Source organism: Marinomonas atlantica (genome assembly GCF_001639725.1).
GTDB classification, from domain to species: domain Bacteria; phylum Pseudomonadota; class Gammaproteobacteria; order Pseudomonadales; family Marinomonadaceae; genus Marinomonas; species Marinomonas atlantica.
The window spans coordinates 246,605-266,814 of sequence record NZ_LTAW01000006.1; the positions used below are offsets into that span (position 1 = coordinate 246,605).

Consider the following 20,210-nt stretch of genomic DNA (forward strand, 5'->3'; position numbering starts at 1 on the left):
TTAAGTAAACTTTCAAACGGCCGCTGAAGCAATTCACGGCCGTTTTTACGGATAGGAAAACAAACATGGCCAAAGCGAAAACCGCATTTGTCTGCAATGAATGTGGTGCGGACTATTCTAAATGGCAAGGACAATGCCAAGCCTGTGGTGCCTGGAACAGCCTACAAGAATTCAAAGTCAGTGCCAGCAAAACCCCTGCCCGCATCGCTGCGGGTCAAGACTCAGGGCGCAAAGGCTACGCCGGTGCCACAACAGGCATCCAAGACCTATCCGAAGTTGACCTTGGCGATGTGCCGCGCTTTAGCTCTGGTGCTAGTGAATTTGACCGTGTACTGGGCGGCGGCTTAGTCCCCGGTGGTGTGGTCTTGATTGGTGGTCACCCTGGTGCAGGTAAAAGTACCCTGCTACTACAAACTATGTGTTGGTTAGCGCAACAACAAAGCGCCATGTACGTCACTGGTGAAGAATCCTTACAACAAGTGGCTATGCGCGCTCAGCGTTTAGGGTTGCCCACTAAAAACCTAAAAATGCTGTCTGAAACCAACGTCGAAGGCATTCTGTCCGTCGCTGATCAAGTGAAACCAAGAGTCATGGTAATTGACTCCATTCAAGTCATGCATCTAGACGGTATCGAATCGGCCCCAGGGAGTGTTTCTCAAGTTCGTGAAAGTGCGGCAGTTTTAACTCGTTTTGCAAAACAAACGCAAACCTGTGTTTTGCTGGTAGGCCACGTGACCAAAGACGGTACTTTAGCGGGCCCAAAAGTGCTGGAGCATATGGTGGACTGCTCAGTATTATTAGAAGGGACCGAAGATTCCCGCTTTCGTACGTTACGCGGTATGAAGAACCGTTTTGGTGCCGTCAATGAACTGGGCGTTTTCGCTATGTTAGAAAACGGCTTACGGGAAGTAAAAAACCCAAGTTCGATTTTCTTAAACCGCTCCAACCATCCGGCTGCTGGCAGCTTAGTGATGGTGGTTTGGGAAGGCACACGCCCCCTGCTGGTCGAATTGCAAGCCTTAGTAGATGACTCTGCATTAGGTAATCCTCGACGGGTAACCGTAGGTTTCGACCACAATCGCTTATCGATGCTGTTGGCGGTATTGCATAAACATGGCGGTTTAATGACGGCCGATCAAGATGTGTATTTAAACGTTGTTGGCGGTGTCAAAGTGCTGGAAACCTCGGCTGACCTAGCGGCAATCGCCGCTGTCGTGTCCAGCTTTCGAGATCAGGTACTACCACATGATTTGGTCGTGCTAGGCGAGGTCGGATTATCGGGAGAAATTCGTCCTGTTCCATCAGGACAAGAACGTATTAGCGAGGCGGCTAAACACGGTTTTAAACGGGCTATTGTGCCAAAATCAAACTGCCCTAAAAAGCCAATTGACGGCATGACGGTTATCGGTGTGGAACGTTTATCGGAAGCTTTAGAAGCGATTTTTGGTTAGTCCTGCGAGCTGACAGGGGTGGCGAAGAGGTCTTGTATGTCTTCGCCCTCCATGCCATAGGGCAAGTCTTTATCATTTATACTGTTTAAGCGCTCTTGCTTGGCCTTAATAATCCGCTGCCAACGACTGCGACATAACTGAATAACCTGCCGCTTTTGCACATCGTTGAATTCATGCCAATGAAAACGTTCTTCTCGACTGCGCAGGCACCCTTTACAGTACCCTTTAGAGCTACTTTGGCAGATTTCGCGACACGGGCTTTCGATATGAAATAACTCTATCTGCTCCATCCTCACTCCTCTGCTAAGTTACTCGGTTAATAAACGATAATCGTAGATCTCTTCCGGTGATAAGTAGTAAATCCGCTCGGCTGGCGCGGCGTCCAGCGTAAACCAGTAAAAACGTTCCGGCACACCCATTTCAAGGTAAAAGTTAACATAACTCGCATGTACAGGGTCGGATAAATCAATTTCATCGCCCCAATTCTGAGTATCGCGCCACGAATGTACGCCGACCCCTGCACCCGCACCAATGGTTCGTTGTACACCGCCCAAAAATAAATCGACCCCGCCGGACAACACATAACCTGTCTTCGCAATATGCGTATTTAAGCCTAAATGTCGAATAAATCTAGCAGCTTCCATCGTCGCTGCTTGATCCGTTGAGCCAGGTACATCAACCAAGACTAAATCCGTCACATTAGGATGTTCACTCAACGCAGACTTTAGCTGACTGGGTAAGGAACTGCTCAGTAACCCGGACAAATAAGCGACATCCTCCTCAACATAGATCGCCATAGCTTCTGTAGACGATGCGTTGATTCTGGTATTTGACGTTGGTGAAGAACTACACCCTGCTAACGTTAGCAGCACTAACCAAGCCCCATAGAAAGACCATTTATCCACTACTATCATGATCGCCTCATATTTTTAACGCTATAATTTTAAGATTACTGTTTGCTGTGTATCTGTTTCTGCATCTATCTTTACACAACCGCACATAAGTCATGCCATTCTATTCAATTCTGCCACAGTGGTTCTGTCAGCAAACTGCTAAGGTCTATACTCAGTTAAGTAAAGCTTAACCTCCCTTTAAAGAATGGATCTATGGCTGATTTTTTTATTATTACAAAGGCACTAAAAGACTTGTACAACAATAGTCAACGGCTTGTAGATAATGAGTCTTCGACGTTACAACTAATTAATGTTAACGGCTTAATCGCTCATTTATGCTTCATTATATTATTTATTCTGATCGACATTAAGTGGTTAGCGATATTCAATGTGGTCAGTGTGATGCTTTGGTGTGTGTCTATTTTCTGTACAATTAAAGGTCGCTACCGTTTCAGCATTTTATTGATTGCTTGTGAAATTTCTGCCCATGCTTTTGCTGCAACCACTACAATGGGACTAGCGTCTGGTTTCCAGCTATACCTTTGGCCAGCCGTATTGCTCATGTGTATCCTGCCTGCTAGATACCACAGAAGTGCTATGGCCTGTCTAACTTTGATCATTGCCCCTCTACTTTTACTTAATATCTTTGCTCCATTTGAAAAAGAAGCCTACCAAGACACTTACAGTTGGTTATATGTTTTTAATTTGATCAGCGCCAGCTTACCTTTTATATTTACCGCGATTGTAGTTCGGATGATTTTTGTTAGCCATTTACAAAGAATGGAATATCGTGCTTATAACGACGAACTAACGCAGCTCGTCAATCGTCGTCGAGGTTATGAAATACTCAACATTGCAGCCAGCAAAAATCAGTCTATCTATATTGCCCTAGGGGACATTGATTACTTTAAACGTATCAATGACTCTCTGGGTCATCTAAAAGGTGACGAAGTACTCCAAGGGGTTGCTCGACTTTTTAGTCAATACTCCGAGGGCAAGGGGACATGCTGCCGCTGGGGCGGTGAGGAATTCTTGTTTATATTCATTGATCAACCTTACCCTGATGTTCTCTCTACCATGGAACGGCTATGCCAAGATGTCCCATTAAAAATTCAAGTAGACGGGCTGGACTCTCCCATTACTTGTAGCTTCGGTCTGATTAAACTAGACAAACAAGAATGTCTAGAAGATGCACTATCGGAAGTCGATAAACTACTGTATCAAGCTAAAAATACTGGCCGTTCTAAGGTAGTTCATAAATAGCAACCAAAGACGATTACACAGTCAACAAATCCTTTCAATCGATTCAACATTACTCAGCAATTATAATCACATTCACTATCATAAACACTAAGATATTACCCAAAAGAATATCTAGCATAGCAATCTGTAAATTTATAACTAGGCTAGTTAGATATAAAATCGAGTTATTCTTATCTAATTTTGATTCTCATGGAGGGTTCATGGTTCGTCCATTCAAGGGTTTAAAGCCACTTATTTTTGCCATTACAGCAACGGCCGCACTTGCCGGTTGTTCATCAGAAGAAGCCACTGAAACGAAAGAAAAAATCATTCGTCCAGTCAAACTCTTTACCGTCGATGCAACGGATATCATCAGTATTCGTCATTTCCCAGCAGAACTGAAAGCCAGTGATGAAGCAAATTTAGCCTTTCGTGTCGGTGGGCAGGTCACCAAGCTAGATGTCAAAGAAGGTCAACGCGTCAAACGAGGACAGCTGTTAGCATCCTTAGACCCAACTGATTATGAGCTTCAAGTTGAACTATCTGAGGCCAACTACAAACTCGCCAAAGCGCAATTTGATCGTATTAAAACCATGCTCTCCAGTAACGCAACGACCAAAGCTCAATTTGACGAAGCAAAAGCCACGTTAGACCAAACAGCAAACGCGCTTGAGAGCGCTAAAAATCAGCTGAGCTACAGTGTATTAAAAGCACCTTATGACGGTGTCATCGCGTCCTTAAGCATAGATAACTACGAGTACGTTGGCGCCACTCAAACTATTCTTCATATCCAAAATATTGAGCAAATGGATGTGGAGTTCCAGATACCTGAAAGACTGGTGGCCAATATCCAAAAAGTTGCCTTGCAGTATCACCCTAAGGTCACTATAGATGCAGTGCCAAGCGAGGTCTTTGAAGGGGTTTACAAAGAACACCGTACAACGCCCGATGTCACGACTAAATCCTACGATGCAACGATTTCATTGATCGATACCGAGCACACTGGCATCAACTTATTACCTGGTATGACTGCCACCGTCGACTTAGACATCAGTAAAATAAGCGGCAAACCGACCCATATAACCGTGCCCATTGAGTCAGTGATGCGCCAACTTAAAGACAGCGGAGATAGTGAAAGTGTTGTTTGGATTTATGATGCCAAGCAAGGCACCGTCACACCACGCCCTGTTCAACTGGGCAATATGACCAATAACAGCATCGAAATTACTGATGGTTTAAAGCCTGGAGAACAAGTCGTTGCGGCTGGTGTACACGATCTGACACCTAACCTTGAAGTTCGCCCTTGGACACGTGAGGGAGGAATCTAAGTTGAATATTGCCGGTTATTTTATCGAACGAAAAGTTTCAAGTTGGCTAGTCACGCTGATTCTACTCATCGGCGGTGCCATGGCTTTCACGAATCTTGGGCAATTGGAAGATCCAGAATTCACCATTAAAGATGCCCTAGTGATTACTCAATATCCGGGCGCCAGCCCTGAACAGGTCGAAGAAGAGGTTACCTACCCGATCGAGCTCCAACTGCAGAATCTACCCTATGTAGACGAGATTCGGTCTACCTCAAAAGATGGCTATTCGAAAGTTCAAGTAACGATCAAGGACACCTACCGCGCCCAAGAGTTAAAGCAAATCTGGGACGAGTTGCGTAAGAAAATCCGTGACATGCAAGGGCAGTTTCCAGCTGGTGTTTCATCACCAATCGTAGTCGACGACTTCGGTGACGTATATGGCATCATGCTCGCTGTTCACGGTGAAGGTTACCCTTACAAAGACCTTGAGAACTACGTTGACTATGTTAAACGCGAACTCGTATTGGTCGATGGCGTTGCGAAAGTGGAAGTTGCTGCAGAACAGGCTGAGCAAGTGACCATTGAAATTTCTCGCTCTAAACTTGCAACCATGGGTGTCTCTCCTACTCAACTACAAAGTTTGTTAGCTAACCAGAATGTCGTCTCAAACGCAGGTAAGGTTCAGGTAGGTTCGGATTACATCCGTATTAGTCCGACAGGCGAATTTAATGATATTTCAGAGTTAGAGAATTTAACTATTGGCACCCCTGGTGACGGTAATTTAATTCGCTTAAGTGACGTGGCATCCGTCAAACGCGAATACCAAGATCCACAAACACATTTGGTGAATTTTAACGGTGCCAGCTCCCTTCTTTTAGGCATTTCGTTCGCCAATAACGTCAACGTAGTAGAAGTTGGCGAACGCATTGAGAACCGTTTAGCAGACATAGAGTACCAACAGCCTGTCGGCATTAATATGGATACGGTCTACTTCCAATCCAAAGAAGTTGCCAACTCCGTGACCAGCTTTTTATCCAACCTAGCAGCAGCGGTTGGCATAGTTATTTTAGTATTGCTGGTCTTTATGGGCGTTCGCTCAGGTATTTTGATCGGCTTGATTCTACTTTTAACAATCCTTGGCACCTTTATTGTCATGGATTACTTTAATATCAACTTACAACGCATCTCTCTCGGTGGGTTAATCATCTCATTAGGGATGCTGGTTGATAACGCCATTGTAGTAACCGAAGGCATCCTGATTGGTCTACACCGTGGTCAAAGTAAATTCGAAGCCGCCTCTAGCGTCGTAAAACAAACCAAATGGCCATTATTGGGTGCAACCGTCATTGCCGTCACCGCCTTTGCCCCCATTGGCTTGTCTCCGGATTCTGTGGGTGAATTTGTCGGCTCTTTATTCTTTGTACTGCTTATTTCCCTAATGCTCAGCTGGGTCACAGCGATTACATTAACGCCTTTCTTCTGTGATTTATTCTTTAAAGAAAGCAAACAAGGTAACGATGCCAAAGAAGAGCAAGACCCATACAAAGGTTTTCTATTTGTTTGGTATAAATGGTTACTTGATAAAGCCATGCATTTCCGTTGGATGACAGTCATCAGTTTAGTGGGCGCTTTGGTTGTGTCTGGTTGGGCTTTCCAGTTTGTAAAACAGGCATTCTTCCCACCGTCTACAACACCGATGTTCTATCTTGATATTAATATGCCAGAAGGCACACATATCAATGCCACATACGACAAAGTAAACGAAATCGAACAAGAGCTGTTGGGTGATGATCGTATCGAATTTGTGACCAGTACCACTGGTCAAGGTGCTCTGCGCTTTATGCTGACATATGAAGCGAAACAAACCGATACCAGCTATGCTCAGTTTATTGTTCGAACCAAAACTGGCGACGACATTCCATCCTTGATGGAAGAAATCTATCAGATGATGTCTGAGAAATATCCAGACGTGGAATTTAAGTTACAGCGACTGCAATTAGGGCCGTCGACCGGTGCTAAAATTGAAGCGCGCTTTAGCGGACCTGACCCTAAAGTGTTACGTCAACTGAGCCAGCAAGTGCAAGACATCTATCGTGCAGATGGCGGTTTAGAGAGCATTAAAGATGACTGGCGCCAGCCAGTAAAAGTCTTGCGCCCCATCTTTAACGATGCTCAAGCACGACGTTTAGGTATCAATAAGAGTGATTTGGACGAAGTCTTGCTGACTAACTTTACGGGCTCTGAAATCGGAACCTATCGCGATGGCACAGATTTATTGCCAATCATTCAGACCGTGCCTGAGAATGAGCGCGTGTCGATTGACCAGGTTCGTGATTTACAAATCTACAGCCCAGCCAGTGGTGCATACATTTCCGTTTCGAACTTAGTCGATGGTTTTGAAACCGTTTGGGAAGACCCGATCATTGAGCGCCGAGATCGTAAACGTACGATTACCGTTAAAGCAGACCCTCTAATTTTAGGTGATGAAACGGCAATGGCAGTGTTCAGCCGTATCCGTGAAAGTGTCGAAAATATTGCACTTCCACCCGGATATAGCATGGAATGGGGGGGAGAATATGAAAGTAGTACGGATGCTCAAGCAAACATCTTTACTTCGCTTCCCATGGGCTACCTATTCATGTTTATCATTACAATCTTATTGTTTAACTCTGTGCGCGTGCCATTAGTTATCTGGTTCTGCGTTCCGTTAGCACTTATCGGTGTGTCTTCTGGATTGCTGATAATGAATGCTGCATTTAGCTTCATGGCCCTGCTTGGCTTCCTAAGCCTGTCCGGCATGATCGTGAAAAACGGTATTGTTTTGGCCGACCAAATCAACTACGAGCTCGCACAAGGAACGGAAACCTACGAGGCGATATTCAAATCAGCGGTCAGTCGTGTACGCCCAGTGTGCATGGCAGCCATTACCACGATCCTTGGTATGGTACCGCTGTTATACGATGCATTTTTCGAAGGTATGGCAGTTGTTATCGCGTTTGGTCTAGGCTTTGCGACGATTCTTACTCTGATTGCTGTACCTGTCTTTTATGCCATTTTGCATCGTGTGAAGTATCGTAAAATGAGCGATTTTAACTGATAAATCGTGCACAAATACCTCGACCCAATAGGGGTCGAGGTAAAATGGATAGAACTATGCAAATAGATGATTTACTGAAACTCGACATCAAATTACTGGTGTCTTTTGAAATCATATTGGAAGAATGCAGCGTTTCTCGTGCAGCGGAACGTTTAGGGGTCACTCAACCGGCTCTGAGCAAATCATTACAACGCCTACGTGATCTCTTCAAGGACCCACTATTTACGCGCCAAGCTTACGGCTTGAGCCCTACGTCACGAGCGTATGAATTGCATGAGCAAATCACGCCGATTCTTGGCTCAATGTCGAACTTATTGCAACCAAGCCATTTCGACCAAAGCACATTAAAGCGCCGTTTTAGCATTAAAGCTGACGAGGAGCTATTGCTGACGTTTATCGAACCGCTACTGGCACTGTTGCATTATCAAGCCCCTAATATTCGTCTCACCAGCAGCAGCTGGAGTGACAATGGCTACGATGATCTTATCAATGGAGTAGATCTCGGTATTGTTAACGCCGAGTCGACGCCCAATAATATTCGCAGTAAAATGGTTGGCTGCATGGATGCTTGCGTGATTTTAAGTGAAGCGCATCCGCTTTACTTTCAAGACGAAATCACTCTTAAAGAGCTGCTTGCGCACAAAACAGTGGTCTTTAATATCCGTAATTTCCAGAGCGCAACCACCAGCGTTACTATCGAAAAGCTGGAGCAACTTGGCTATGTAATTGAACCAAAAATTGAGACCGACAGCATTGCAGTCACCATAGAAGCGGTGAAACGCGGTATGGCTCTGATTGGCACAACACAACTAGGAGAATTGTTCAGCAACATTTCTTCCTGTCGAGAAAATTATACGTCGATAAAAGTCCTACCTTTACCGGCTGATGCCGTGGAAGCTGATCCTTACAGCGGTCGTCACCCTGTGCAAATTTGTTGGCATGAGCGCTATGATAAAGACCCTGCTCACCGTTGGTTCCGTGAGCAAATCATCAATTTCATGCAATCTTCACCTTGGGTATTCAACGAATAATACCGGGCTATAAACGAAAACATCAAAAGGGCTGCTTTATGTGGCCCTTTTGATGTTTTTTTCTAAATTTGAGCTCGGATCCAATCAAATCTTGGGATCGTTTCACCTTCAATTTCAACACTCTCTAAAAACATACTCTTTGGTCGCGCCCACCAACCTCGATCTCCATATAGAGCTTGATATACCACGAGCTCCTCCTCCGTCTCACTGTGTCGCGCCACACGCTCTACCCAATACTCGGCTCCTTTGTAATGACGGTACACACCCGGTTTGATCGTTGTCTTTTTCATGATTTACCTAAATTCGACTCGAAATGTCTCAGTTTTTGAATGGTAGGTCGCAATTACGAAACTTCGTATCTGTTACCTTTGACCACCTTTAACGATAATAAATCCATTGTCCGCTTATACAAAAGGAGCGTCTAGTGTATTTAGTTCGACCAGCAGATTTTCCAGATTTACCCGCGCTAGAACGCTTAGCCCGCGATGCGGGTATAGGTATCACCAACTTCCCGGCCAATCGCGAACGGCTCAACGATAAAATAGCAGCGTCACGTCGCTCGTTTAATACTGACGTCGTTCAACCTGGTAGCGAGTTTTATTTGTTTGTTATGGAGCAACAAGACACTCATGAAATCGTAGGAACATGCTCCATCGATGCCATGGTTGGCGTAGACGCACCCTTCTACAGTTATCGTATTGATGAGGTTGTACACGCCTCACCACAATTACAGATCCATAATCGCGTTCCCGCGTTACATTTATGTCACGATTACAGCGGCACGACGCGCTTAAACTCTTTAGTACTAGATCGTAAACATCAAACCGATGAAAACTTTGCCTTACTTTCACGTGCGCGCTTACTGTTCATTGCTCATCATCCAGATCGTTTTACCCCCAAGCTTTTTGCCGAGATTCGCGGCGAAAGCGATCACAAGGGCTACTCGCCTTTTTGGGAAGCACTGGGGCGTCATTTTTTTAGTATGGACTTTAAAAAAGCCGATTATTTATCGGGCATTAGTAACAAACATTTTATTGCCGAGCTTATGCCCCGTTATCCGATCTATGTCCCTACGTTGCCCGAAGATGCGCAGGATTGTATTGGTGTCATCCATGAAGGATCTGAAAAAATCGCCAATATTCTTTTAGACGAAGGCTTTGCCTTTCGTGATTACGTCGACATATTCGATGCAGGGCCCAGCATTGAGGCCAGAGCACAAGATATTCGTACCATCGCCAATCAACACCATGGTAAAGCACTCTTCGATGCTCAATTAGAGCAGACTGAAGCCTACCTTATTGCCGCAGGCCATTTGGAAGATTTTCGTGTTGCCTGCGCACCAGGTCAAGCTCAAGTAGCGGGCTTGGTACTCCACAATGACCTACAAGAACGTCTAAGAATTCATTCCGGTAGTCTCATTCAGTGGTCTAAACTTTAAATAATAGAGGCGTAACAGCGCCCTGTAAGCAGTATTAAGAGGAACACCGCTTATGATGGTTATTCGAACAATTAAGCCCGACGATTTAGAAGAACTCTACCGTTTGGCCGCTCTCACAGGTGTTGGCTTCACATCTCTGGTCGCCGATGAAGACGTACTCAAACGTAAAATTGATCTATCCGTGCACTCTTTTGCGAAAGAAACCATTGAGGCGCCTACCGAAGAGTCGTACTTATTTGTATTGGAAGATACTGACACAGGCACCATCGTTGGCACATCCGGGTTGCTCGCTGCGGTAGGACTAGACGAACCTTTCTACAGTTACCACTTAGGCACCATTACGCACTCCTCTCGCGAGCTAGGCATTCATAACATGCACCCAACGTTAATTTTAAATAACGACTATACTGGCTTCAGTGAGGTATGTACCTTGTTCTTGCAAGACGACTACCGTCACTCGCGTAATGGACAACTATTGTCTAAATGCCGCTTTATGTTTCTCGCACAATTTCCAGAACGCTTCACGGAAAAAATCTTTGCAGAAATGCGTGGCGTATGCGACGAAAACGGCCGCTCTCCATTATGGGAAAGCTTGGGGCGCCAATTCTTTTCCATCGATTTTGAACGCGCGGATGAACTGACTGCACAAGGCAATAAACAATTTATCGCCGAGTTGATGCCCAACAACCCTGTTTACGTAAACCTGCTGCCACCTGATGCGCGTGAGGTACTTGGGCAAGTTCATACCAACACCGCACCCGCACGTCGGCTGCTAGAGCAGGAAGGTTTTCGTTTTGAAAACTACGTCGATATTTTCGACGGGGGCCCAACGCTAGAAGCACGTGTAGAAGACCTGCGGGCCGTACGTGATAGCCGCTTAGTCTTAGCCACCATTGGTCAGCCTAAAAATAGCGGCGAAGGCCTTCACTATTTAGTTTCCAATGCCAAGTTGGATAACTTTCGCTGCATTCTGATTCAACGCGCAACACCGCCAGGAAGCGGCTTAGTGCTTAGCCAAGAAGAAGCCGATGCGCTGCTCATCTCTCACAAAGAGCCGATTCGTTTAGTCGAATTGCTGCCCCATACACGCCATTGAACGAAGGAGTTTTTATGAAACAACAACTGTATATTAATCAAGCATGGCTTGAGGGAAGCGGCCCAATGTTTCAATCCATCGACCCTGCTGATGGCAGTATTGTATGGCACGGCAACAGCGCATCGTCTGAACAAGTTGATCAGGCCATTGAAAGTGCTCGCGAAGCGTTTCCTGCATGGGCGAATCGTCCACTAGAGGAACGTTTAGCTATTATTGATCGCTTCGCAGAACTGGTAAAAGAGCACACTGAAGACATTGCCACACTGATCAGTCGTGAAACGGGTAAGCCTATTTGGGAGACTCGTACAGAAGTTGCCGCCATGATTGGCAAAGTCGGCATATCCAAACAAGCTTACAATGAACGAACCGGCACAAAGTCGAATGATATGCCCGGTGCAAAAGCCGTATTACGCCATCGCCCACACGGCGTTGTCGCCGTATTCGGCCCCTATAATTTCCCAGCGCACTTACCCAATGGCCATATTGTACCGGCCTTAATTGCAGGCAATACGCTAGTCTTTAAGCCCAGTGAACTGGCCCCTGCCGTCTCTGATTTCGTGTTTCAACTTTGGCAAAAAGCGGGCATTCCTGCAGGCGTGTTAAACCTTGTCCAAGGTGAGCGTGACACCGGTGTTGCACTGGCAAATCACGATGGCATTGATGGTTTATTCTTTACGGGCAGCCCGGATGTAGGGCATGTTCTGCACAAACAATTCTCAGGCCACCCAGGGAAAATATTAGCCCTAGAAATGGGCGGCAATAACCCACTATTGGTGTCTGAAAAAACTCAAGATGTTCGTGCCGTTGTCTATGAAATTATACAATCCGCTTTCTTGTCGGCGGGCCAGCGTTGTACCTGCGCACGTCGTTTATTACTGCCAACAGGCTCCCATGGGGACGCTATTTTAAACGCACTAAAAGAGGCTACGCTGGCGCTTAACGTCGATCGTTTTGATGCAGATCCTCAACCATTTATGGGCCCTGTCGTATCTGCCAAAGCAGCAGATATTTTATTTGAAAACTACCTTAAGTTGACGACGTTGGGCGCTAAACCACTGGTACCTATGACACGTGGCGAGAGCCATACCGGCTTTGTCACACCAGGGATTATTGATGCCACTGAAATACTCGAACAACTACCTGACCTTGAATATTTTGGTCCACTATTGACGGTCATTCGTTACGACGATTTAGAACAAGCAATGACGATTGCCAACCATACCCGTTTTGGTCTGTCGGCTGGTATTTTGTCTGACGATCGCAGAGAATATGAGTGGTTTTTACAACATTCCCGTGCTGGCATTATTAATTGGAACCGTCAAACAACAGGTGCGTCCAGTGCCGCACCTTTTGGTGGCACTGGAGCAAGTGGTAATCACAGAGCAAGCGCTTACTACGCGGCAGACTATTGCGCCTACCCTGTCGCAAGCATTGAAGTGGACGCTTTGCAGGTGCCGGAAACTTTACCTAACGGTCTCACTCTGTAATCTTATTTTCCAGTCATTCTGAGGTGTCATAATGCATTCTGCTATTGAAGCAAATTTTGATGGTCTGGTCGGCCCAACCCATAATTACAGCGGTTTATCGTTCGGCAATGTCGCCTCACAAGTTAATACCGCAAAACCCTCCAATCCGAAAGCTGCGGCCAAGCAAGGCCTAGTAAAAATGAAAGCGTTGGCCGATATGGGGTTTGTACAAGGCGTACTCGCTCCCCACGAGCGTCCACACATTCCGACACTTCGCTCATTAGGTTTTAGTGGAACGGATCAACAAGTGTTAGCCGCTGCTGCAAAGAACGCACCTAAACTGTTAGCCGCTGTTAGCTCAGCCTCTTGTATGTGGACAGCCAATGCCGCCACGGTCTCACCCAGTGCCGATACAAAAGATGGCCGAGTACATTTCACCCCGGCTAACTTAGTGAACAAGTTTCACCGTTCAATCGAACACGTCACAACCGGTGAGATTTTAAAAGCAACGTTTCCTGATCAGCGTTACTTTGCTCACCATCCAGCCCTGCCAAGTGTCGAGCACTTCGGCGATGAGGGTGCAGCTAACCATACTCGTTTCTGCTCAAGCTATAACGAGGCGGGTGTCGAGTTATTTGTCTATGGTATGTCAGCGTTTAATACTGCCATGACAAGGCCACAGCAATTCCCTGCTCGGCATACGCTAGAAGCCTCTCAAGCGATCGCCCGGCGTCATGGGCTATCGGAGCAAAGGGCTGTCTTTGTGCAACAAAACCCAAAGGCTATTGATGCGGGGGTGTTCCACAACGATGTGATAGCAGTGGGTAATGGAAACGTTCATTTTTACCATGAACACGCGTTTCTAGACTCAGAGCAAATGAAAGCAGATTTACAGCTCGCTTGGGGCGATCGAACAGCTCCGTTTTATTTTGTGGAAGTACCTAATAGTGCGGTATCGGTAGCAGACTGCGTACAGTCGTATTTATTTAATAGCCAACTGCTCAGCCAACCAAACGGTGATATGACATTGGTGGTGCCGAGTGAATGCCAAGAGAACGAGAACGTTTGGGCTTATTTAACGAATTTGCTAACGCAAAATACGCCCATCAAAGCTGTGAAAGTATTCGATTTAAAACAGAGCATGAGTAATGGTGGTGGCCCCGCCTGCCTGCGTTTACGTGTTGCATTAAGCCAACAGGAGCTGGCCGCGGTAAACCCTGCCACGATCATGAATGATCAGCTGTTCGCAACGCTCAATACGTGGGTCGATCAGCATTACCGTGATCAGCTGATCGAAGCGGATCTGGCTGATCCAAATCTGTTATTGGAATCTCGCCAAGCACTGGACGAACTGACCCAGATCTTAAAACTCGGCAGTCTTTATGACTTTCAAAAAGCTTGACGTTCACAACGCCTATACTTGCGTCACAAAAAAGCCCGCTGGTTTCATTATGAAATCAGCGGGCTTTCGTTTAAAAGTAAGGCAAGTCGTTTAGAAATGCTCACCATTCTCGAAATAGTCACTGCCTTTAAGGTCTTGGAACAAGGTGGTAATGTCTTGTCCAGCCTCTATCAGAGGTCGCACTAGGTCATCAATGGCCTGTGCTACTTTGGCTTTCACTTCTGGGCCCCGGTCAAACCAAAGAATCTCAATAAACGGATAGGCAGGTGAGGCGCCACCAACGGCCAAATACAATGATGACTGATATTCTAGTGTGAAATGAAAATTAGGGGTGTCCGTTAAGTCAGCAAGTGTTTCGACCAACGTATCTGAAATAGACTCTAAATCTTCAAAAGGTAAACCGCGTACGCGAATGTGAGGCATTTAAATCAACCTATCGATATGAATGAATTTTCAGAATGTTACCACTCATCCACATAATCAAACGAGCGGGTTTCAAGGACAATGCCATCTTTCACAATATCAACGCTCCACGTGCCATCGAACCCTGGCATCAAACGCTTACTCGACCACACTCGCCAACGATCACCACCGATATCAAACGGGATTTCAGCTTGGACTTGACCATCAAGCTTCCAAACATGAACCACTTGGCTACCTTGCATATCACGTAAGTCAGTGTAGAAGTAGACCCGTTGAATTTCGCCATATTCTACTTTAACAACTTCCGCCAATTCATCAATCGGCTCTCTATCCAAAACTTCAGAAGCGAATTGCGCGCGCGCAACCGTGCCTTCTGCTAAAGCAAAGGAAGAGAAAAAAGTGAAACATAGCAGTAAGGCGCGGATAAACGTATGGTGCATAATGATTCCTACACTAACTTGGTAATAGAAACCCTTTATCGTTAGGGCAACGCTTCAAGCTCTATTAATTTAGCTCAAATTTCGCACAAACACGCATTTTTTTCTGTAGCAAATTGCAACGTATTGAACGGGGCAGCAAGTGTATACAAGCTTCCCCCTCTAACTCAAAGCAATTTACACAACTTAGCCTTTTTGACGATCGGCCAAAGGTGTCGAAAAGGTATACTCCATATCCCAAGGAAAACGAATCCACGTGTCTTGGCTAACTTCTGTCACAAACGTATCCACTAAAGGCTTACCCGCTGGCTTGGCATAGACCGTAGCAAAATGTGCTTTCGGCAATAATTTACGAATTTCACGGGCCGTTTTACCCGTATCCACAAGGTCATCGATCAGAATATAACCTTCACCGTCACCTTCAACACCTTTCAAAATTCGTAAATCACCCTGTACGTTGGCAGTGCCACCTTCATCATTTGAATCATAGCTGACCACACAGATGGTATCGATCAGGCGTATGTCCATTTCTCGACATAGAATGGCCGCAGGCACTAAACCGCCTCGGGTAATCGCAATGATCCCTTTCCAAGGGCCTTGCTCCAGTAAGCGCCAAGACAACGCTCGCGCATCACGATGCAGTTCGTGCCAAGAGACCGGAAAGTCTTTTGAATAAGGGTTCATTTTTTGCTCCTAAGCTTGTTATTCCAGTTACATCCCCTTTAAAGGAGACTCAACCACCACCAGACAGTTATAAGTCGCGCATTTTAGACCAAACGGTTAAAGTTTTTCCATAAAATTGTCAGTTATTAATCAGAGTACTCCAACTAATTGGCTTTCAATGTCATTGGCAACCCAGCCGTCACTAAAGTGACGTTATCGCACAGTTTGGCCAACTTTTGATTTAACACTCCTATTTCATCCCCATAACGACGCGCCAAAGCATTCATCGGCATAATGCCCAACCCTACTTCGGCACTGACTAAAATGATGGGTAAAGGATAACGAGCTAAGGTTGCTAAAAACTTATCTCGCTCTTTCGTCAGTTGCTCTTCATCTTCTGCACACAATAAATTTGTCAGCCAAAGCGAGCAACATTCCACAATGACGGCCGCATTAGGTTGCTGCTTAGCGATATGTTCAAGTGTTGCTGCAAGCTGGATCGGCTCTTCGACGGTTAACCAATGCTGAGGCCGATACTCGCGATGCTGAGCAACACGTTCCGCCATGCCTTCATCCCACACCTGAGAAGTAGCGACATAGACTATCTCGGAACCTTGCTCAGCAATCCAGCGTTCAGCAAACTGACTTTTGCCGCTGCGAACACCCCCTAAGACTAAGTGCTTCATCCCAACTCCTTTAATTGATGACCTTGCAATAATCTGACCAGCCCAGCATTTAAACGCTGCATTTCATGCCCTGCTGGTAATGACACTCTGACCCAACCTTGCCCCAATCGAATGTGGATGCCAACGCTATGAAGCGCCTGAAATGCTTTGTCTGCCTGAGCTTCGTCTAACATCCATGTGTAGAAAAGTGGCGTGTATTGAATCGCTTGTGAATCAAACAGGGTATTAAGCTTGGGGACAATGGTTGCCATAAAATGCTCATGACGCTCTGCTAGCGATTCAAGCGCTTCTGCTTGCCAAGCCTTATCATTGAGCGCTGTGGCGACTAAATGCACGGCTGGGGTCGCGACCGGCCATGGCCCAATAAGAGAGCGAGCCGCGGCTTTATATTGAGACTCGCCAAATAACAACCCCACGCGTGCTCCCGCAAGACCAAAAAACTTGCCCACTGAGCGCAAGACAAAACACCCTCTAGGCAACGGCTGATTCAACCAGCTGCGCTCAGGTGTGGCATCTAAAAAGGCCTCATCCAGCACTAGGCAACGCTGCGAGTTGATTAACAACGTTTGAAGTTTTTGGGACTCATCGTCGCTAAGATATTCCGCAGTCGGGTTATTCGGCTGTACCACCACCGCGATGTCCCAAGCCGTCGACAAAAGCTCACCGACCGTTTGGTACTCAAGCACGTCATAACCCCATTTACGCCAGCAATACGCATGTTCTTGATAACCAATTTTAGGCACCATTACGGTACTACCAGCACTCTTTTTCTGTAACAGTGGCGGTAAGATTTCAATAAACTGCTGTGTGCCAGCACCAATAGCAAGAGGAGCCTGACCAAAGTACTCAGTCGCCGCTTCTTCAAGTACAAATTGATCCGGTAACTTATGCCATAATTTGCTACTCAGCTCTGGAATCGGCCAAGGTTCACGATTACAGGCCGACGATAAATCCAACCAATGCTGCGCACCATGTTCTAAACGTTGCCACGCTTCTAAATCCCCGCCGTGTTTAGGCGGCATTAAATCCAAATTCATAAAATCACATCACTAAGACAATCAATAAGGCCCACAACATGACGCCTCTGTCGACCAAACGCACCGCTTGATCCAAATCGTTTACCACTGGCTCAGGCCCCTCGCCTAAAACCGGTCGTACTTGAACGACACCAAAATACACCGCCGAGCCACCCAACGATACTTGCAGCGCTCCAGCACCTGCAGCCATAACAGGGCCAGCATTCGGGCTTTTCCAGCCTCGACCTTGATGCCAAGCGCAATACAGTGCACGTTTTACATTACCTAGTGCAGCATAGGTCAGCACTACAAGTCGCGCTGGCACGGAATTTAACACGTCATCAACACGCGCCGCACACCAGCCAAAATGCAACAGCTGTGGTGTTTTATAACCCCACATGGCGTCTAAGGTATTGGATAAGCGATACAACAAAGCACCAAATGGACCAAGCAGCATAAACCAAAAAATCGGCGCAAAAATCGCATCACTGCCATTTTCTAGTACAGACTCCATACTCGCCTTGGCTATTTGCGTTTCATTCAGTTCAGAGGTATCTCGGCTTACAATTCGTCCAACAGCCGCACGCGCGGCAGGTAAATCTTGCTCGTGTAATGGCTTTGCGATCGCGATCGCATGTTCACGCAAACTTTGCCAACCGATCGTGAAATACAGCAATACCGTACCAGCGATCCACTCCAACCAATTAGGCAGCATCCATAAAAGTAACGTTAACACCATTAACCATGGCAGAACGGCAATACTCCACGCGATCAGGCCATGTAGGCGTTGTAGCAGTTTGCTGGCGCCAACAGGCAGCTGCCAGGCTAAGCGACAGCGATCAACCCATTGACCAAACCAAATCAGAGGATGCCAAGACTGGGGCTCACCCAGCCAGCGATCCAACAGTAATGCAGCGATCACTGCCAATGCTGTACTGGAAAACGTGTTTAATACAGCATCAAAAAGAAAATCCATCAGGTTATCCGCCACAGTATTCAATTAACTTTCATTCAGTAAAACCAACGCTTATGCGTTAAAATCCCTTCCATTGTAATCAATCAAGCGGACAAACCCACATGCGTTTTTTTAATCTTATGGTGCAGGGCACTACTTCAGATGCAGGAAAAAGCACCTTAGTCACCGCCCTATGCCGACTTATGAAAGAACGCGGCCTAAATGTGGCACCGTTTAAGCCTCAGAACATGGCTCTCAACAGCGCTGTTACCGCCGATGGCAAAGAAATTGGCCGCGCACAAGCCGTACAAGCTTACGCTGCGGGTCTTGAACCCGATGTGCACATGAATCCGATTTTGCTCAAACCCAATACCGATGTCGGCGCTCAGGTCATTGTGCAAGGTCATTCGGTGGGCAATATGAATGCGGTTGGCTATCATGAGTACAAAACCATCGCCATGAACGCAGCGCTGGACTCTTATCAACACTTAGCCAAGCAATACGACTGTGTCCTAATCGAAGGCGCAGGCAGCCCAGCCGAGATCAACCTACGCGCCCGCGATATTGCCAATATGGGCTTTGCTGAAAGCATCGATTGTCCAGTTATTATCATTGCTGATATCGACAAAGGCGGTGTCTTTGCTCATCTAGTCGGCACATTAGATTTGCTATCTCAGAGCGAACAAGACCGTGTCATTGGCTTTGTCATTAACCGCTTTCGAGGTGATATTGCCTTGCTGCAATCGGGCCTTGATTGGCTCGAAGAGCGCACGGGTAAACCCGTACTGGGTGTACTGCCTTATCTAATGGGTTTTCACTTAGAATCAGAAGACGCCGTTGCTAGCAGCCCAGTCAAAGCAACCGAAGACACTAAGCTGAAAGTCGTGATTCCGATTCTGCCACGCACCAGTAACCATACGGATTGGGACGCGCTACGCTTACACCCTAATGTTCAAGTCACGTTAGTGGGCAAAAACATGGCGATCCCCCCTGCGGATCTCGTCATTCTTCCAGGCAGTAAAAGTGTTCAAAGCGACCTCGATTTTTTACGGCAGCAAGGCTGGGAAGACTATCTTGCGCGACATTTACGCTACGGTGGAAAATTGCTGGGCATCTGCGGTGGCTTCCAAATGCTGGGCGACACCTTAGAAGACCCACTCGGCATGGAAAACGCCGAACCCAGAAATACCTCAGGACTCGGCTACGTGCCAATGCGCACCGAACTGAAAGAAGGCAAACAGCTAAAACAACGCACTGGCCATCTTGCATTCGCCAACAACGCTACGCTCAAAGGCTATGAGATTCATAGCGGTATTTCGGAATTCAACCAGCCGGTACAACACTTCGCTGACCTAGAAAATGGCGAAGAAGAAGGCTATCTATCAAAAGATAACCAAATAATTGGAACGTACTTACACGGACTGTTCGATGATAAAAATGCACTCAAAGCCCTACTCGACTGGGCTGGCGCGATAGACAGCCAAGACTTCGACTACGAAGCTTACCGCGAACAAGAAGTCGCGCGGCTAGCCAAAAGCTGCGATGAACACATCGATATAGACCAACTGATAGAAAACTGCCGAGCCTTTAAACTCGCTAGCACGTAG

The 20,210-nt window shown here is 46.5% G+C and carries 19 protein-coding genes; 10 read left to right on the plus strand and 9 right to left on the minus strand.

Features of this window, described 5'->3' with window-relative positions; genetic code table 11:
• Nucleotides 1-65 precede the first annotated feature (65 nt).
• Nucleotides 66-1,451, plus strand: a complete 1,386-nt coding sequence (gene radA, locus AYW75_RS12905; protein ID WP_067100049.1) for a DNA repair protein RadA — start codon at nt 66-68, stop codon at nt 1,449-1,451.
• Here radA and AYW75_RS12910 read toward each other — a convergent pair.
• On the minus strand, nt 1,448-1,741 hold the full coding sequence (locus AYW75_RS12910) for a DUF1289 domain-containing protein (RefSeq protein ID WP_067100051.1): 294 nt from the start codon (nt 1,739-1,741) through the stop codon (nt 1,448-1,450). The two genes, radA and AYW75_RS12910, sit on opposite strands and share 4 nt — an antisense overlap.
• 18 nt (nt 1,742-1,759) lie before the next feature.
• The gene (locus tag AYW75_RS12915) at nt 1,760-2,365 is read right to left on the minus strand and encodes an alpha/beta hydrolase (RefSeq protein WP_067100053.1); all 606 of its coding nucleotides are present in this window, start codon (nt 2,363-2,365) and stop codon (nt 1,760-1,762) included.
• A gap of 192 nt (nt 2,366-2,557) precedes the next feature.
• On the opposite strand from AYW75_RS12915, the gene AYW75_RS12920 reads away from it, so the two are divergent.
• The 4 genes from AYW75_RS12920 to AYW75_RS12935 all read left to right on the plus strand — a co-directional run bounded on the left by AYW75_RS12920 (nt 2,558) and on the right by AYW75_RS12935 (nt 9,021).
• Nucleotides 2,558-3,607 carry a GGDEF domain-containing protein gene (locus AYW75_RS12920; protein WP_067100055.1) on the plus strand — a complete coding sequence of 350 codons (1,050 nt, stop codon included), beginning with the start codon at nt 2,558-2,560 and terminating at the stop codon, nt 3,605-3,607.
• A gap of 200 nt (nt 3,608-3,807) precedes the next feature.
• Nucleotides 3,808-4,914 (plus strand): efflux RND transporter periplasmic adaptor subunit, encoded by a 1,107-nt coding sequence (locus AYW75_RS12925; protein WP_067100056.1) that lies wholly within the window; start codon nt 3,808-3,810, stop codon nt 4,912-4,914.
• Nucleotide 4,915: 1 nt separating this feature from the next.
• Nucleotides 4,916-7,990, plus strand: coding sequence for an efflux RND transporter permease subunit (locus AYW75_RS12930; protein WP_067100058.1), 3,075 nt, complete (start codon nt 4,916-4,918; stop codon nt 7,988-7,990).
• Nucleotides 7,991-8,034: 44 nt separating this feature from the next.
• The gene (locus tag AYW75_RS12935; protein WP_231886211.1) at nt 8,035-9,021 is read left to right on the plus strand and encodes a LysR family transcriptional regulator; all 987 of its coding nucleotides are present in this window, start codon (nt 8,035-8,037) and stop codon (nt 9,019-9,021) included.
• A 62-nt stretch (nt 9,022-9,083) separates the two neighbouring features.
• On the opposite strand, the gene AYW75_RS12940 is transcribed toward AYW75_RS12935, so the two are convergent.
• Nucleotides 9,084-9,311 (minus strand): DUF1653 domain-containing protein, encoded by a 228-nt coding sequence (locus AYW75_RS12940; RefSeq protein WP_067100065.1) that lies wholly within the window; start codon nt 9,309-9,311, stop codon nt 9,084-9,086.
• A 134-nt stretch (nt 9,312-9,445) separates the two neighbouring features.
• On the opposite strand from AYW75_RS12940, the gene AYW75_RS12945 reads away from it, so the two are divergent.
• From AYW75_RS12945 to astB, 4 genes are read left to right on the plus strand one after another with little or no spacing between them, the layout of a single operon-like run.
• Nucleotides 9,446-10,459 (plus strand): arginine N-succinyltransferase, encoded by a 1,014-nt coding sequence (locus AYW75_RS12945; protein WP_067100067.1) that lies wholly within the window; start codon nt 9,446-9,448, stop codon nt 10,457-10,459.
• A gap of 52 nt (nt 10,460-10,511) precedes the next feature.
• On the plus strand, nt 10,512-11,555 hold the full coding sequence (gene astA / locus AYW75_RS12950; RefSeq protein WP_067100069.1) for an arginine N-succinyltransferase: 1,044 nt from the start codon (nt 10,512-10,514) through the stop codon (nt 11,553-11,555).
• Nucleotides 11,556-11,569: 14 nt separating this feature from the next.
• Nucleotides 11,570-13,042 carry a succinylglutamate-semialdehyde dehydrogenase gene (astD, locus tag AYW75_RS12955; RefSeq protein ID WP_067100071.1) on the plus strand — a complete coding sequence of 491 codons (1,473 nt, stop codon included), beginning with the start codon at nt 11,570-11,572 and terminating at the stop codon, nt 13,040-13,042.
• Nucleotides 13,043-13,073: 31 nt separating this feature from the next.
• Nucleotides 13,074-14,423, plus strand: a complete 1,350-nt coding sequence (gene astB / locus AYW75_RS12960) for an N-succinylarginine dihydrolase (protein WP_067100073.1) — start codon at nt 13,074-13,076, stop codon at nt 14,421-14,423.
• A 90-nt stretch (nt 14,424-14,513) separates the two neighbouring features.
• On the opposite strand, the gene AYW75_RS12965 is transcribed toward astB, so the two are convergent.
• The 6 genes from AYW75_RS12965 to cbiB all read right to left on the minus strand — a co-directional run bounded on the left by AYW75_RS12965 (nt 14,514) and on the right by cbiB (nt 18,624).
• Entirely contained in the window at nt 14,514-14,846 is a 333-nt protein-coding gene (locus tag AYW75_RS12965) for a DUF1904 family protein (RefSeq protein WP_067100075.1), read from the minus strand.
• A 38-nt stretch (nt 14,847-14,884) separates the two neighbouring features.
• On the minus strand, nt 14,885-15,286 hold the full coding sequence (locus AYW75_RS12970) for a DUF2914 domain-containing protein (RefSeq protein WP_067100077.1): 402 nt from the start codon (nt 15,284-15,286) through the stop codon (nt 14,885-14,887).
• A gap of 183 nt (nt 15,287-15,469) precedes the next feature.
• Entirely contained in the window at nt 15,470-15,967 is a 498-nt protein-coding gene (gpt, locus tag AYW75_RS12975) for a xanthine phosphoribosyltransferase (RefSeq protein WP_067031315.1), read from the minus strand.
• A gap of 143 nt (nt 15,968-16,110) precedes the next feature.
• A complete protein-coding gene (gene cobU / locus AYW75_RS12980; protein WP_067100079.1) occupies nt 16,111-16,632 on the minus strand; it encodes a bifunctional adenosylcobinamide kinase/adenosylcobinamide-phosphate guanylyltransferase in 522 nt (173 codons plus the stop codon).
• Complete coding sequence (locus AYW75_RS12985; RefSeq protein ID WP_067100081.1) at nt 16,629-17,669, minus strand: aminotransferase class I/II-fold pyridoxal phosphate-dependent enzyme; 1,041 nt, start codon at nt 17,667-17,669, stop codon at nt 16,629-16,631. Before AYW75_RS12985 ends, cobU begins: the two co-directional genes overlap by 4 nt.
• Before the next feature lie 4 nt (nt 17,670-17,673).
• The gene (gene cbiB / locus AYW75_RS12990; RefSeq protein WP_082856515.1) at nt 17,674-18,624 is read right to left on the minus strand and encodes an adenosylcobinamide-phosphate synthase CbiB; all 951 of its coding nucleotides are present in this window, start codon (nt 18,622-18,624) and stop codon (nt 17,674-17,676) included.
• Between the two features lie 101 nt (nt 18,625-18,725).
• On the opposite strand from cbiB, the gene AYW75_RS12995 reads away from it, so the two are divergent.
• The gene (locus tag AYW75_RS12995; RefSeq protein ID WP_067100083.1) at nt 18,726-20,210 is read left to right on the plus strand and encodes a cobyric acid synthase; all 1,485 of its coding nucleotides are present in this window, start codon (nt 18,726-18,728) and stop codon (nt 20,208-20,210) included.